Here is a 14568-nt window from a genome sequence, read left to right on the forward strand (position 1 = left end):
GCCCGCGCACCGAAGAACCGCCGAGGGGTCCCGTGACCGTCCATCCCAGCCTCCAGAACTACGCCGACGCCTGGACCCATTCCATCGAGGCGATAGCCGAGCTGGTCCAGCCGCTCGTGGAGGGCGAGTGGAACCGGCCGACCCCGTGCATCGGCTGGTCGGTGCGGGACATCGTGTCCCATGTGATCGGCATGGAGACGGAGATGCTCGGCGATCCGCGGCCGATCCACTCCCTGCCCCGCGACCTGTACCACGTACGCAGTGACTTCGCGCGCTACATGGAGGTCCAGGTCGATGTGCGGCGGCACCACACGGCGCCGGAGATGACCTCGGAGCTGGAGTACATCCTGATCCGCCGGGCCCGGCAGCTCCGCAACGAGAACCGCTCCCCCGAGCATCTGATCCGCGCTCCCCTCGGCGCCGAGCAGTCCCTCGAACTGGCCTACCGGGACCGTGCCTTCGACGTGTGGGTGCACGAGCAGGACCTGCGGACGGCCCTCGGCGTGCCGGGGAACCTGGACTCGGCGGGTGCGCTGGTGGCCCGGGACGTGCTCCTGGAGGCGCTGCCGGACGTGGTCGCGAAGGACGCCGGGGCGCCCGCGTCCTCGGCGGTGGTGCTCGACGTGACCGGTCCGGTGGAGTTCCTGCGGACGGTGCGGGTGGACGCGGAGGGCCGCGGTTCGATCGACGGCGCGCCGTCCCTGGGTCCCGCGGTGACGCTGGCGACGGACTGGGAGACGTTCGTACGGCTCGCCTGCGGCCGGGTCCGGCCGGCCGAGGTGGCCGACCGGGTCAAGATCGAGGGCGACGCGGAGCTCGCGGCGGCGATCCTGGACAACTTCGCGGTGACGCCCCGGTAGACCGCTACACCGGTACGTGCACGGCCTCGACGCGGCTCGCGACGAGCCGTTCCCGTTCCCTGCGGTGGGTGCGGGCCTTGAGGCGGAGGATCTGCACGATGCCGAGGGTCTCCAGGACGAAGACCGAGGAGAACGCGATCCGGTAGTTGTCGCCGGTCGCGTCGAGCAGCACGCCCACGGCGAGCAGCGTCGTCATCGAGGCGACGAAACCGCCCATGTTGACGATGCCGGAGGCGGTGCCCTGACGCTCCGGCGGGTTGGCCGGGCGGGCGAAGTCGAAGCCGATCATCGAGGCCGGTCCGCAGGCGCCGAGGACCAGGCAGAGGGTGACGAGCAGCCACATCGGGGCGTGGCCGGGGTACGCGAGGGTGGTCCCCCACAGCAGGGCGGTGGCCGCGACCGTGCCGAGGGCGAGCGGGGCGCGGGCCGCGTGGTGGCGGGCGATGATCTGCCCGTACGCGAGGCCGATGACCATGTTCGAGAGCACGACCAGGGTGAGCAGGGTCCCGGCGGTGGAGCGGGAGAGGCCCTGCGCCTCGACGAGGTAGGGCAGGCCCCAGAGCAGCAGGAACACCATGGCCGGGAACTGGGTGGTGAAGTGCACCCAGAGGCCGAGCCGGGTGCCGGGCTCGCGCCAGGACTCGGCGATCTGGCGGCGGACGAAGGCCGCGCCCGCGTGGGAGGAGGGCTCCGGCTCGTACCCCTCGGGGTGGTCCTTGAGGAAGAGCAGCATCAGGACGAGGACGAGGACGCCGGCGAGGGAGCTGCCGACGAAGGTGGTCGTCCAGCCGAGGCCGTGCAGGGCGCGGGCGATGAAGACGGTGGAGACGAGGTTGCCGGCCATGCCGATGAGCCCGGCGAGCTGGGCGATGAGCGGGCCGCGGCGGGCCGGGAACCAGCGGCTGCCGAGGCGCAGGACGCTGATGAAGGTCATGGCGTCGCCGCAGCCGAGGAGGGCGCGGGAGGCGAGGGCCGTGCCGTACGAGGGGGAGAGCGCGAAGCCCAGCTGGCCGATGGTGAAGAGGACGACGCCGAGGGTCAGGACCTTCTTGGTGCCGAGCCGGTCGACGAGGAGGCCGACGGGTATCTGCATGCCCGCGTAGACGAGCAGCTGGAGTATGGAGAAGGTGGACAGGGCGGAGGCGTTGACGTCGAAGCGGTCGGCGGCGTCGAGTCCGGCGACGCCCAGGGACGTGCGGAAGATGACGGCGACGAAGTAGACGGCGACGCCGACGCCCCAGACGAGGGCGGCGCGGCGGCCGCCGGGCGGGTCTCCGGGGAGGGTGACGGCGGATCCGTAGGAGCTGTTCACCGCTCCTCACCCCGGACCAGGACCTTGACCCAGCTGAGGTGCTGGCGGACGCAGTGCGCGGCGCCCTCGACGTCGCCGGCCTTGATGCGGTCGAGGATCTCGGCGTGTTCGGTGATGTTCTTGGCGACGCGGTCGGGCTGGGACTGCATCACGGCGACGCCCATGCGCAACTGGCGGTCGCGGAGCTGGTCGTAGAGGCGGGAGAGGATCTGGTTGCCGGCGTGCCGGACGATCTCGGCGTGGAAGCAGCGGTCGGTGACGGCGACCTCGGCGAGGTCCCCGGCCTCGGCGCGCCGCTTCTGCTCCTCCAGGAGCTCTTCGAGACGGGCGATCAGGCCGGCGGGGGCGGGCACGGCCCGGCGGACGGCGAACTCCTCGACGAGGAGCCGGGTCTCGACGACGTCGGCGATCTCCTGGGCGGAGACGGCGAGGACGAGGGCGCCCTTCTTCGGGTAGAGCTTGAGGAGGCCTTCCATCTCCAGCTTGAGCAGCGCCTCGCGGACGGGGGTCCTGGACACCCCGACGGCCTGGGCGAGTTCGCCCTCGGTCAGGAGGGTGCCTCCCTCGTAGCGCCGGTCGAGTACGGCCTGCTTCACGTGCATGTAGACGCGGTCGGCGGCAGGGGGCTGCCTGGTGGGCTGCGGGGCGGGACCGGCGGGCGCTGATGGCATGCGCACAGCATAGATACAAGAGAGGTGCAAGAAAGAGCCCCGTCCACATCGTGGACGGGGCGGCCGCTGCGGACGGCGGACTCAGCCCGCGTTCTCGTAGCGGTAGTCGTAGTACTTCTCACCCGCGACGAGAACGGAGGTGAAATGGACCGGAATTCCGTCCGCATTCCGCGGGACCTCCTGCGAGGTCTGCCGCGTGAAACCGAGCGAGACCCCCGGGACCACCGGGTTCTCCGGATTCTCCGCGTCGACCGTCCAGCCGCGCTCCACCGCCCGGGCCAGGAGCTCGTCGGCCGGGACGCGGAACACGTCCTCGCCGTCGAGCAGGACCCGGGTCGAGGTCTCCCGCCCCTCGCCCGGCCACCACAGCTCGATCGCCGTGACGGTGTTCTCCTCCTCCAGGAGCACCTCCACGCCCACCTTGTCGCACTTCGCCGAGATGGTCACCAGGACACGGTTGGGGCGGGTGCGGACCCGGGGCTCGCCCCAGGGCGACACGGCCGCGACCGCCTCGTCGAGCGTCATCCCGAGCCGCACCGGCCCGACACCGTGCGGGGGTTCGAGCAGCAGGTCCATTCCCCACCCACGCCTTTCTCTTTCAGGAGGTTCTATTTCAGGATGTCGTAGTCGATCGTCCAGCCGCGGTCGGCCAGCATTTTCTGGAATTTACGGTTGTGTTTGAGGCTATCGATCATATCGGCGATATGGGTGTCGTACTTGTCGCCGTAGAGGTCACGGATCTCGTTGATGTCCATCATCATCGCCTCGTCCCAGCGCCCCGCGTCGATGAGCGCCCGCTGGTCCGCGCGCCACTGGTCGGCCTCCTTGCTGGAGCCGGTGCTCGTGACGCCGCGGTGGTCGTCGTACTCCATGCGGATCGCCGGGCCCATGCCCGCGCCGCCGCTCTTCGTCTTCCGGAAGCCGGCCTGGTCGAGATGGGCGTAGGAGTCCTTCGCCGGGATGTGGTTGATCTCCATGTCGACGTCGGTGCGCCGCGTCCCGTCGTCGTTCTTGAGGTTCGCCGGCTGGAGTCCGCTGTACCAGCCGCCGTCCTCCGTGCACCCCTTGGCGATCAGGCCCTCGGGGTCCATCCGGACGTGCGGGTTGAGCACATAGGCGACCGGGTTGGGCGCCGGGCCGAGACCGAGCGGGTCGGGGCTCGTGTAGCGGGCGGTCGCCGGGTCGTAGTGGCGGTGCAGGTTGTAGTGGAGGCCCGTCTCCGGGTCGTCGTACTGGCCGGGGAACCGCAGCGGCGTGTACGCGACGGCGTCCCGGTTCCAGGTGGTGTGGCCCCACACGGTGGTCCGGCTGTGCCAGGCCACCTCCCCGTCCTCGTCGACGAGTTCGCTCGGGGTGCCGATGAGGTCCGTGACGATCGCGAAGAAGCGGCTCTCCTCGGTGTCCGTGCGCCGCTCCAGCTGGGCGAGCGGGCGGCGGCCGTCGTAGTCCCAGGTGAGCGCGGTGCCCTGGGCCGAGTCCGTCTGCTCGACGAGCCGGCTGCCGTCCCAGGTGAACCGGACCGACTGCACGACCGTCCGGCCGTCCTCCGCCATCCGGTGCTTGGCCGTGCGCCGGCCCAGCGGGTCGTAGGCGTACGTCCACAGCGTCCCGTCCGGCGTCCGGCAGGCCGTCAGCCGGTCCTCGGCGTCCCAGGTGTAGTGCCAGGTCTCCGGCTTGCGGGAGAGCCGGGTGCGCTGCCGCAGCACCACCCGGCCCGCGTCGTCGTACTCGTAGCGGACCGCGCCGGCGGCGAGCACCCGGGTGCCCCCGTAGCTGCGCGCGCCCCGGCCCTCGTCCCGCAGCGCCCGGTCCGGCCACTCGGCGTGGGTCTGGTTGCCCATGGCGTCGTAGGTGTAGCGCTCCGACCAGTCGTCCGCGGTCACCTCGGTCGGGCGGCCCACGACGTCGAGGCCGAAGAGGGTGACGCGGCCGGTCAGCCGGTCGGTCACCTCCTCCGGGCAGCCGTCGGCCCGGTAGGCGTAGCCGCGGGAGCGCAGCTCGCCGCGGGGGCCCGTGAGGGTCTGGCCGGCCAGCCGTCCGGCGGCGTTCCACTCGGAGGCCAGCGTCACGGGCCGGTCGGCCTCGCCGAAGACCCGGCTGAGCTCACGGCCCCGGGCGTCCCGGCCGAAGCGCAGCGCGTGCCCGCCGCTGACCAGCTCGGTGCGCTGCCCGGTGGCGTCGTAGGCGAAGGTCGACACCGCGCCCGTCGGCGTGGTGCGGGACACCACCCGGCCCGCCGCGTCCCGCTCGTAGCGGAGGGTGCGTCCGTCGACGGTCTCGGCGAGGACCCGGCCGAGGGCGTCCCGTTCCAGGGTGAGGGTGGAGTCGGGGGACGTGACCGAGGTGATCCGGCCGGCCGCGTCGTAGACGTAGCGGGTCGTGCGGCCCGCGATCTCCTTGGTGAGGAGCCGGCCGCACACGTCGTACGTGAGGGTGGTGGTGTCGCCGAGCGGGCCGGTGCGGGCGACGAGCCGGCCGCAGGCGTCGTAGGCGTAGCGGACGGTGCGGTCGTCGAAGTCGGTCTCGGAGACCAGCCGGCCGGCCGCGTCGTAGACGTACGTCCAGGTCAGGCCCTGCGGGCCGAGCACCTCGGTGAGCCGGAGCTCGGTGTCGTAGCGGAACGCGTAGCGGGCCCCGTCCGCGCCCGTCCGGGCCGTGAGCAGGTCGAAGTGGCCGTACTCGAAGCGGGTGGTGGCGCCGGTCGCGTCGGTGTGGGAGGCGCAGTTGCCCTCCTCGTCCCAGGTCCAGCTCTCGGTGCTGCCGTCCGGGCCGGTCAGGCGGGAGAGCCAGCCCTCCGGCGTCCACTCCATGGCGGTGACGGCGCCGGTGGGGTCGGTGCCGCGCACCGGGCGGCCGTAGGCGTCCCGGGCGACGGCGTAGGTGTGGCCGAGGGCGTCGGTGGTGGTGAGGGTGACGCCGGCGTCGTCGGTCGTGAAGCGCTCGGTGGCCCCGTCGGGGCCGGTGCGTGCGGTGAGCGCGCCGAAGGCGTCGTGGGTGAAGCGGGTCACCGCGCCGTCCGGGGCGAGGAGTTCGGTGCGGTTGCCGCGGGCGTCGAAGGTCTGGCGCCAGGTCGTGCCGTCGGGGCCGGTGACCGCCACCGGCAGGTGCAGGGCGTCGTAGGCGGTGGTGGCCTCGGTGCCGTCGGGGAAGCGGATGCGGGTGAGGTCGGCGTGGTCGTCCCAGGTGAAGTGGGCCTCGTTGCCGAGCGGGTCGGTGCGGGAGAGCAGGTTGTCGTGGCGGTCCCAGCTGCGCAGCACCGTGTTGCCGAGCGGGTCGGTCTCGGCGACGACCTGGCCGAGCTCGTTGAGCCGGACGACCGCGACGGCCCCGGTGGAGTCGGTGAAGCGGGTCAGGCGGTGTCCGGTGGCGGCGTCGGTCTCGTAGGCGAAGCGGGAGGAGAGGAAGCCGTCGGGTCCGATGGTCTCGACGACCCGGCCGGCGGAGTCGTACACGTACCGGTAGACGGCACCCTTGCGGTCGGTCCAGGAGGTGACGCGGGCCTGGTCGTCGTAGGTGAACCGGAGCGGGCGGCCGGAGCAGTTGGTGACGGTGTCGAGGTTGCCGAAGGGGTCGTACCCGAACGAGGCGAGGGTCCTCGCCCCCTCCGGGGCGTACAGGGAGAGGCCGGTGACCCGGCCCGCCTCCGGGTCGGTGAGGACGAGGGCGCGGTAGCCGCCCTCGTGGACGACCGAGGAGGGCAGGCCGTCGTCGCCGCGCTGGATGTGGACGACGTTGCCGTGCCGGTCCTCGATGGAGCGGAGCCAGTAGTAGAGCGTGCCGCGGAACGGGTTGCCGGTGTAGTGGCGGGTGATCCCGGCGTGCGGGTCGCGCATCGCGTACGTGACCTCGCCGAGCGCGCCCGCGTCGGCGAGCGAGAGCGGCAGCCGGGCGCCCTCGACCGGCCACACCTCGTCGTCCTCGGCCTGCGGGAGCCTCGGGTAGACGAGGACGGAGCCGTCCTCGCGGGCCAGGAGCGCCCCGCCGCGGGGGTCGAGTTCGATGCGTTCGTCGAGGGTGGAGGCCCAGCTGCGGCCGAAGAGCTGGCCGTAGCGGTAGCCGGAGAGGTGGGTGCGGCGCAGGATCAGGGGCAGGACGCCGGGCAGGGCCAGGTCGGTCTGGGCGAGGATCATCTCGCCGGAGGCGATGTCGACCGGGTCGGTCGCGCAGCGGCGGGTGTTGACGGGGGTTCCCTTGCCCCGAGGGTCGTCCTTCGCGTCCTTCATCGAGTCGGGCTTCACGGCGGACGGGCCGCGCTTGTCGTTCGGGCCGCCCCCGGGGCCCTTGCCGCCGCCGTCCTCGTGCTTGCGGCGCTCGTTGGCGAGGCGGACGCGCACGTCGTCGTCGTGGTTCTTGTGGTCGACGGAGATCTGCTTGACGGCCTTGGGGAGCGTCTTGCCGACGTGGTCCCCCATGGTCGTGGCGGACTTGGCGAGGGCGTCCATCGCCTTGTCGAGGACCGGGTCGAGGGCCTGGGCGATGGAGTCACGGCCCCGGGTGCGGCCGTGGTGCGACCGGGCCCTGGTGAGCTTCCCGCTGGTCTTGCCGTGGATGGCGACGCTGACGCCGTTGAGCTGGGTGCCGGCGTGGTCGTGCTCGGCATGGTCGATGGAGAAGCCCTTGCCGCCGCCGGGGCCGCCGCCCGAGCCGCCCGCGGAGGCGAGTTTCAGGGCGTCCTTGGAGGACTGCACGCCGTCCTTGAAGCCGTCCGCGCCCGCCTGCTTGGCCTGGTCGAGGTTCACCCCGTCCTGGAGGCCGAGGGCGGTGGCGCCGAGCTGGACGACGAGGTCGGCGGCGAGGTTCTCCAGGGCGGCGACGGCCGGCTCGGTCATGGCCGAGACGATGTAGGAGACCGCCTCCTCCATGCACTCCTTGATGAGGCGCTTGACCACCTCCTGGGTGGCCCGCATGGCGCCCGCGCCGATCAGCGCGGAGAGCCCGCCGGTGACCGGGATGAGGGAGAGGGCGATCCCGGCCTCCGAGGCCAGATAGCCGAGTTGGACGAGGGCCGCGCCCTTCATGACCTCGACGGCCGTCGCGGCGGCGTCGACACCGCCGGCGATGGTGCGCGCCGCCGAGGCGATGTCCTTGATGTGCTTGTCCTTGACTTTGCCCCAGTGACCGTTGAGGGCGTCGAGGGCCTCGCCGTGCCCCGAGGAGAGCAGCCGCTGCACATGGTTGTTGGCGAGCTGCCCGTCGTCCTCCAGGTCGGAGGCGAATTCCCGCAGGGCGTCCGCCATGTCCCGGTAGGCGTCCTCGTCCACATTGGGCCAGGCCACGCCTATGAGATCGAGGAGCGTGTCCGCCCAACCGGGCACCGTGACCGCCATGCTTCCCCCTGTGCGTCCGTGTGCTTCGTCTCGTTCGCGAAGCGGAACAGTCCTACCACGGAGAAGGACGCGGAAACGCATCCGGCGGTGGCAGGAGCCACCGCCGGATGTTTCACGTGAAACGGACGAACCTCGGCACTACGCCCAGGTGATGAGCCTCTTCGGGTTCTCCAGGATCGCGGCGACGTCCGCCAGGAACTTGGAGCCGAGCTCGCCGTCGACCAGGCGGTGGTCGAAGGAGAGGGCCAGCGTGGTGACCTGACGCGGCTTCACCTTGCCCTTGTGGACCCACGGCTGGAGCTTGATGGCACCGACCGCGAGGATCGCGGACTCGCCGGGGTTCAGGATGGGCGTACCGGTGTCGACGCCGAAGACGCCGACGTTGGTGATGGTGAAGGTGCCGCCCTGCATCGCCGCCGGGGTCGTCTTGCCCTCGCGGGCGGTGGCGACGAGCTCGCTCAGGGACTGCGAGAGCTGGGGCAGGGTCTGGGCGTGCGCGTCCTTGATGTTCGGCACGATCAGACCGCGCGGGGTGGCCGCGGCGATGCCCAGGTTCACGTAGTGCTTGAGGACGATCTCCTGCGCCGCCTCGTCCCAGGCCGCGTTGATGTCCGGGTTGCGCTTGGCCGCGACCAGGACGGCCTTGGCGATGAGGAGGAGCGGGTTGACCCGCAGGCCCGCCATGTCCTTGTCGGACTTGAGCTCCTCGACCAGCTTCATCGTGCGCGTGATGTCGAAGGTCACGAACTCGGTGACGTGCGGCGCGGTGAAGGCCGAGCCGACCATCGCCGCCGCCGTGGCCTTCCGTACGCCCTTGATGGGGATACGGGTCTCCCGGGCGTCCGACGGGACGGCGGGGGCCGCCTGGACCGGAGCCGCGACCGGCGCGGGGGCCGCCACGGGGGCCGGGGCCTCGACGACCGGAGCGGGCGCCGGGGCGGCCGCGCGGTGGACGTCCTCGCGGGTGATGATCCCGTCCGGGCCGGTCGGGGTGACCGACGCCAGGTCGACGCCGAGGTCCTTGGCGAGCTTGCGCACCGGCGGCTTGGCCAGCGGGCGGGCGCCCGCGGGGGCGTGACCGTTCAGCTGCTCGGGGACCACCGGGGCGGCCTGGGCGGCGGCCGGAGCGGCCGCCGTCCTGCGGGCCCGGCGCTTCGTGGAGCTCGCGGCCACGCCGTAGCCGACGAGGACCGGCTGGCGGCCCTCCGGCTCCGGCTCGGCCACCGGCTCCTGCGCGGGGGCGGCGGCCACGGCCGGCGCCGCCGGCGCCTCGGGCTCGGCGCCGCCGCCGACGTTCACCGAGATGATGACCTGGCCGACGTCGACCGTCGTGCCCTCGGGGAACAGCAGCTCGTGGACCGTGCCGTCGAAGGGGATCGGCAGCTCGACCGCGGCCTTGGCGGTCTCGACCTCGCAGACGACCTGCCCGTCGGTGACGGTGTCACCGGGCTGGACGTACCACTTGAGGATCTCGGCCTCGGTCAGGCCCTCGCCCACGTCGGGCATCTTGAATTCGCGGATCGTCATGGTCGTGCTCTCCTCAGTACGCCAGCGAGCGGTCGACGGCGTCGAGCACGCGGTCCAGGCCCGGCAGGTACTCCTCCTCCAGGCGCGCCGGCGGGTACGGCGCGTGGTAGCCGCCGACCCGCAGGACGGGGGCCTCCAGGTGGTAGAAGCAGCGCTCGGTGATCCGGGCGGCGATCTCCGCGCCGGAGCCGAAGAACACCGGGGCCTCGTGGACGACCACCAGGCGGCGGGTCTTCTCGACCGAGGCCTGGATGGTGTCGAAGTCGAGCGGCGAGATCGAGCGCAGGTCCACGACCTCGACCGACTTGCCCTCCTCGGCCGCGACGGCGGCCGCCTCGAGACAGGTCTTCACCATCGGGCCGTAGGCGACGAGGGTGAGGTCCGTGCCCTCGCGGGCGACGCGGGCCTTGTGCAGCTCGCCGGGGATGGCCTCGGTGTCGACCTCGCCCTTGTCCCAGTAACGGCGCTTGGGCTCGAAGAAGATGACCGGGTCGTCGCTCTGGATCGCCTGCTGGAGCATCCAGTAGGCGTCGGAGGAGTTCGCCGGGGTGACGACCTTGAGGCCCGCGACGTGCGCGAAGAGCGACTCGGGGGACTCGGAGTGGTGCTCGACGGCGCCGATGCCGCCGCCGTACGGGATGCGGATGACGACCGGCATCTTCACCGTGCCGAGCGAACGGGCCCGCATCTTCGCCAGCTGGGTGACGATCTGGTCGTACGCCGGGAAGACGAAGCCGTCGAACTGGATCTCCACGACCGGCCGGTAGCCGCGCAGGGCGAGGCCGATCGCGGTGCCGACGATGCCGGACTCGGCGAGCGGGGTGTCGACCACCCGGTCCTCGCCGAAGTCCTTCTGCAGACCGTCGGTGATCCGGAAGACACCGCCGAGCTTGCCGACGTCCAGGCCCATGATGACGACCTTCGGGTCGGTCTCCAGGGCCTTGCGCAGCGACTCGTTGAGCGCCTTCGCGAGGGGAAGGTTCTGAACAGCCATGATTACTCGGCCTCTCCGCCCTCGAAGGACGCCTGGTAGGCGGCGTACTGCGCGCGCTCCTCGTCGACGAGCGCGTGCCCGTCCGCGTACGTGTGGTCGAACATCGCCATGTGCTCCGGGACGGGCATGGCGCGGACGACCTCACGGACGCTCTTGCCGAGGGCCTCGCTCTCGGCCTCCAGCGCCTCGAAGAAGGCCGCGTCGGCGTGGCCCTCGTTCTCCAGGTACACCTTGAGGCGCAGGATCGGGTCCTTGGCCTCCCAGGCCTCGCGCTCCGCGTCGCGGCGGTAGCGCGTCGGGTCGTCGGAGGTGGTGTGGGCGGCCATCCGGTAGGTGAAGGCCTCGATGAGCGTCGGGCCCTCGCCGCGGCGGGCGCGCTCCAGGGCGGAGCGGGTCACGGCCAGGCAGGCCAGGACGTCGTTGCCGTCGACGCGGACGCCGGGGAAGCCGAAGCCGCGGGCGCGCTGGTAGAGCGGGACGCGGGTCTGCTTCTCGATGGGCTCGGAGATGGCCCACTGGTTGTTCTGGCAGAAGAAGACGACCGGGGCGTTGTAGACCGCGGAGAACACGAACGACTCGTTGACGTCGCCCTGGCTGGAGGCGCCGTCGCCGAAGTACGCGAGCACGGCGGAGTCCGCGCCGTCCTTGGCGATGCCCATGGCATAGCCGGTGGCGTGCAGGGTCTGCGAGCCGAGGACGATCGTGTACAGGTGGAAATTGTTGCTGCTGGGGTCCCACCCGCCGTTGTTCACGCCGCGGAACATTCCCAGCAGATTCGTCGGGTCGACCCCGCGGCACCAGGCGACGCCGTGCTCGCGGTAGGTCGGGAAGACGTAGTCGTCGTCGCGCAGGGCCCGGCCGGAACCGATCTGTGCGGCCTCCTGGCCGAGCAGCGAGGCCCACAGGCCCAGCTCGCCCTGACGCTGCAGGGCGGTCGCCTCGGCGTCGAAGCGGCGGGTGAGGACCATGTCGCGGTAGAGACCGCGCAGCTCCTCGGCGCTCAGATCGATGTCGTAGTCGGGGTGCTGGACGCGCTCCCCTTCGGGCGTCAGCAGCTGAACGAGCTCGGGCTCCGAGGCCGTGGCAGGCTTCGTGGTCGCCTTCTTGGTGGTGCTCGTGCTCGCGCTTGCGGTGCGCTTGGTGCCGCTGCTGCGTCGCGTCGTCTTGCGCGCGGCAGTGCTCTCCACGGTCACGTGCGTGCTCCTCCGTCGGTCCGGCCCCCGGGTTCGCCGGTGAGGCCAGTGCGGCTCCGCCTTGTCCGTACCTTCGCACGGGGTGGGTGCGACGCGGCCGGAGTGGGGCGTGACAGGTGCTCCGGCGAGCGCCGTCATAGGCACGTTACCCATTACGCGGCATTCCCGCGAAACCCCACTTGACCTGCGATTTTGCTTGGATTTCCAAGTAAATCGAGAAATGGGGGAAGCGCTGCTGGTCAGCGGCATGGACAACGACCCGACGCCGTCGTCGGAACACCCGGGAGGTTATCCCGCGCACCCCGGGCGCCGGAAGACCCAATATGTGAGACTGACCGCGTGCGCGAAGAAGGAAAAATCCGGGTATTTCTGCTGGACGACCACGAAGTCGTGCGGCGCGGCGTCCACGAGCTGCTCTCCGTGGAGGACGACATCGAGGTGGTCGGCGAGGCCGGCACGGCGGCGGACGCGCTGGTCAGGATCCCCGCGACCCGCCCCGACGTCGCCGTGCTCGACGTGCGACTGCCGGACGGCAGCGGAGTGGAGGTGTGCCGGGAGATCCGCTCGCAGGACGAGTCGATCAAGTGCCTGATGCTGACCTCGTACGCGGACGACGAGGCGCTCTTCGACGCGATCATGGCCGGGGCCTCGGGTTATGTGCTCAAGGCGATCCGGGGGAACGAACTCCTCAACGCCGTGCGGGACGTGGCGGCCGGCAAGTCCCTGCTCGACCCGGTGGCCACCGCCCGGGTCCTGGAGCGGCTGCGCGACGGCAACAACCCGAAGCGCGACGACAAGCTCGCCAACCTGACGGAGCAGGAGCGGAAGATCCTGGACCTGATCGGCGAGGGCCTGACCAACCGGGTCATCGGCGAGCGCCTCCACCTCGCGGAGAAGACCATCAAGAACTACGTCTCCAGCCTGCTGTCGAAGCTGGGCATGGAGCGGCGCTCGCAGGCCGCGGCGTACGTGGCGAGGCTCCAGGCCGAGCGTCACTGAGGAGCCGGCCGGCCCCGGTCCCACCCGTACGGGCCAGGCCGGGGCCGACGGCCCGGTTTCGGGACCTACGTCCCCGTCGAACCGGGGCAGGGGCCCCTTTTCCGACACGGTGCCGGTGGCGGAGAGTGGAGACCATGTCCACCGACGAGATCCGCGCCATCGAGTTGCTCAGCCGTGTGTCGTACGGCCGGGTGGCGACGAGCATGCGGGCGATGCCGTTCGTCGCCCCCGCCCGCCACATCGTGGCCGAAGGCCGTGTCCTGCTCCGGATGCACCGGGGTCTCGGCTACCACCGCGCGTGCAACGGCAGCGTCGTCGCGTACGGTGCGGACAACTGCGACTCCGGCGCCGAGCGCATCTGGTCCGTGCAGTTCACCGGCACCGCGGAGATCGTCGAGCCGACGGAGGAGGAGCTGGCGGCCTTCGGCCCCGAGCCGGTGCGGGTGGACGGCGAGCCCTTCACCCCGGTGTTCATGCGGATCGAACCGCAGTTCGTGACGGTCCACGAGCTCGACTACAGCGGGCAGCCGGAATCCCACCCCGAGGCCCCTTCCGACGACCGCCCCGAGAGCCGCCCCGAGCACCGCCCCGAGCCCCCTTCCGGGGAGCGACATCTGCACCACGCAGCGTGATCTAACATCTGCGGAGTGCCGCGCTCATCTGTACCCCTCGCTCCGCCCGTCGGCCCCCTCCTGCGCCGCTACAGGGACGTCGGCGAGCCCCTCTCCTGCGTCCCCGTGACCGAGGGCCTCCTCAACCGCGGCTACCGGCTCTCCACCACCCGCGGCGCCTACTTCCTCAAGCAGCACCTGGACGCCCCCACCTCCGACCGGGCCACCATCACCCGCCAGCACCGGGCCACCCAGCGCCTGCACGCGCTCGGCCTGCCCGTGGCCCCGCCGCTCCCCGACGGCCGCGGCCGCACGGTCGCCCTCGTCGGCGGCCACTGCTACGCCCTGCACCCCTGGGTCGACGGCCGACACCGCGACGGCGCCCAGCTCTCCACCGGCTGCTCACGGCGGCTCGGGACCCTCCTCGGCCGCGTCCACACCTGCCTGGAGCAGGTCATGGAGTCCCCGCCGCCGGGCGGCGAGCACGAGAGCGCCCGCCCCGAGGACACCTTCCGGGCCATCGAGGAGCTACTCCGGCTCGCCCGCGCGCACCGCCCCCGCGACAGCTTCGACGCGCTCGCCGAGCACCGGCTCAGGGAGCGGCGCCGGCTGCTCGCCCAGCACGCCCACCACCGGCCGCCGGCCGCCTCCGCCGCCGGCTGGGTGCACGGCGACTTCCATCCGCTGAACCTGCTGTACCGGGGCGCGGAGCCCGCCGCCATCGTCGACTGGGACCGGCTGGGGGTCCGCCCCAGGGCCGAGGAGGCGGTCAGGGCCGCCGCGATCTTCTTCGTACGGCCCGAGGGGCAGCTGGCCCTGGAGAAGGTACGGGCGTACGCGCGCGCGTACCGGCGCGAGACGGGCGCGGACGGCGCCGAGCTGGCGGCGGCGGCGCACCGGGTGTGGTGGGAGCGGCTCAACGACTTCTGGACCCTGCGCTGGCGCTACCAGCTGCACGACCGCAGGGCCGACCCGCAGTTTCCCGCGGTGTCGGCCCTGGCGGTGTGGTGGACGCGTGAGTACGCGGCGGTCCGCGACGCCTTCGCCGGCTGAGCTCGCCGGCGGGGCGTCACC

Annotated in this window: 11 protein-coding genes; 4 read left to right on the forward strand and 7 right to left on the reverse strand. The window is 71.9% G+C overall.

The window, feature by feature from the left end; translation table 11 throughout:
• The first annotated feature begins 32 nt into the window (after nucleotides 1–32).
• Nucleotides 33–860: a maleylpyruvate isomerase family mycothiol-dependent enzyme gene (locus tag AB5J54_RS19760; protein ID WP_369145241.1), complete on the forward strand. Its 828-nt coding sequence runs from the start codon at nucleotides 33–35 to the stop codon at nucleotides 858–860.
• 4 nt (nucleotides 861–864) lie between these two features.
• Here the strand turns inward: AB5J54_RS19760 and AB5J54_RS19765 are convergent, their stop codons facing one another.
• The 7 genes from AB5J54_RS19765 to pdhA all read right to left on the reverse strand — a co-directional run bounded on the left by AB5J54_RS19765 (nucleotide 865) and on the right by pdhA (nucleotide 11884).
• Nucleotides 865–2172: a nitrate/nitrite transporter gene (locus AB5J54_RS19765; RefSeq protein WP_369145242.1), complete on the reverse strand. Its 1308-nt coding sequence runs from the start codon at nucleotides 2170–2172 to the stop codon at nucleotides 865–867.
• Nucleotides 2169–2843: a GntR family transcriptional regulator gene (locus tag AB5J54_RS19770; protein WP_369145243.1), complete on the reverse strand. Its 675-nt coding sequence runs from the start codon at nucleotides 2841–2843 to the stop codon at nucleotides 2169–2171. The genes AB5J54_RS19765 and AB5J54_RS19770 overlap by 4 nt, the downstream gene beginning before the upstream one ends.
• An 81-nt stretch (nucleotides 2844–2924) precedes the next feature.
• Complete coding sequence (locus tag AB5J54_RS19775; RefSeq protein ID WP_369145244.1) at nucleotides 2925–3419, reverse strand: hypothetical protein; 495 nt, start codon at nucleotides 3417–3419, stop codon at nucleotides 2925–2927.
• A 32-nt stretch (nucleotides 3420–3451) separates the two neighbouring features.
• On the reverse strand, nucleotides 3452–8170 hold the full coding sequence (locus AB5J54_RS19780; RefSeq protein ID WP_369145245.1) for a DUF6531 domain-containing protein: 4719 nt from the start codon (nucleotides 8168–8170) through the stop codon (nucleotides 3452–3454).
• A gap of 138 nt (nucleotides 8171–8308) precedes the next feature.
• Nucleotides 8309–9697, reverse strand: coding sequence for a dihydrolipoamide acetyltransferase family protein (locus AB5J54_RS19785; RefSeq protein ID WP_369145246.1), 1389 nt, complete (start codon nucleotides 9695–9697; stop codon nucleotides 8309–8311).
• 13 nt (nucleotides 9698–9710) lie between these two features.
• Nucleotides 9711–10691 (reverse strand): alpha-ketoacid dehydrogenase subunit beta, encoded by a 981-nt coding sequence (locus AB5J54_RS19790; protein ID WP_369145247.1) that lies wholly within the window; start codon nucleotides 10689–10691, stop codon nucleotides 9711–9713.
• Nucleotides 10692–10693: 2 nt separating this feature from the next.
• A complete protein-coding gene (gene pdhA / locus AB5J54_RS19795) occupies nucleotides 10694–11884 on the reverse strand; it encodes a pyruvate dehydrogenase (acetyl-transferring) E1 component subunit alpha (protein ID WP_369145248.1) in 1191 nt (396 codons plus the stop codon).
• Between the two features lie 339 nt (nucleotides 11885–12223).
• On the opposite strand from pdhA, the gene AB5J54_RS19800 reads away from it, so the two are divergent.
• The 3 genes from AB5J54_RS19800 to AB5J54_RS19810 all read left to right on the forward strand — a co-directional run bounded on the left by AB5J54_RS19800 (nucleotide 12224) and on the right by AB5J54_RS19810 (nucleotide 14547).
• On the forward strand, nucleotides 12224–12883 hold the full coding sequence (locus AB5J54_RS19800) for a response regulator transcription factor (RefSeq protein WP_190104357.1): 660 nt from the start codon (nucleotides 12224–12226) through the stop codon (nucleotides 12881–12883).
• A 134-nt stretch (nucleotides 12884–13017) separates the two neighbouring features.
• Nucleotides 13018–13515, forward strand: coding sequence for a pyridoxamine 5'-phosphate oxidase family protein (locus tag AB5J54_RS19805; protein ID WP_369145249.1), 498 nt, complete (start codon nucleotides 13018–13020; stop codon nucleotides 13513–13515).
• Between the two features lie 15 nt (nucleotides 13516–13530).
• Nucleotides 13531–14547, forward strand: coding sequence for a phosphotransferase (locus AB5J54_RS19810; protein ID WP_369145250.1), 1017 nt, complete (start codon nucleotides 13531–13533; stop codon nucleotides 14545–14547).
• The last annotated feature ends 21 nt before the right edge of the window (nucleotides 14548–14568 follow it).

Source organism: Streptomyces sp. R44, assembly GCF_041053105.1.
In the GTDB taxonomy this organism is placed as follows: Bacteria; Actinomycetota; Actinomycetes; order Streptomycetales; family Streptomycetaceae; genus Streptomyces.

Bases quoted from the DNA above. Each gene is read 5' to 3' on its own strand.
- AB5J54_RS19770 (WP_369145243.1), bottom strand. From the start codon at position 2,843: ATGCCATCAGCGCCCGCCGGTCCCGCCCCGCAGCCCACCAGGCAGCCC.
- AB5J54_RS19775 (WP_369145244.1), bottom strand. From the start codon at position 3,419: ATGGACCTGCTGCTCGAACCCCCGCACGGTGTCGGGCCGGTGCGGCTC.
- AB5J54_RS19780 (WP_369145245.1), bottom strand. From the start codon at position 8,170: ATGGCGGTCACGGTGCCCGGTTGGGCGGACACGCTCCTCGATCTCATA.
- AB5J54_RS19785 (WP_369145246.1), bottom strand. From the start codon at position 9,697: ATGACGATCCGCGAATTCAAGATGCCCGACGTGGGCGAGGGCCTGACC.
- AB5J54_RS19790 (WP_369145247.1), bottom strand. From the start codon at position 10,691: ATGGCTGTTCAGAACCTTCCCCTCGCGAAGGCGCTCAACGAGTCGCTG.
- AB5J54_RS19805 (WP_369145249.1), top strand. From the start codon at position 13,018: ATGTCCACCGACGAGATCCGCGCCATCGAGTTGCTCAGCCGTGTGTCG.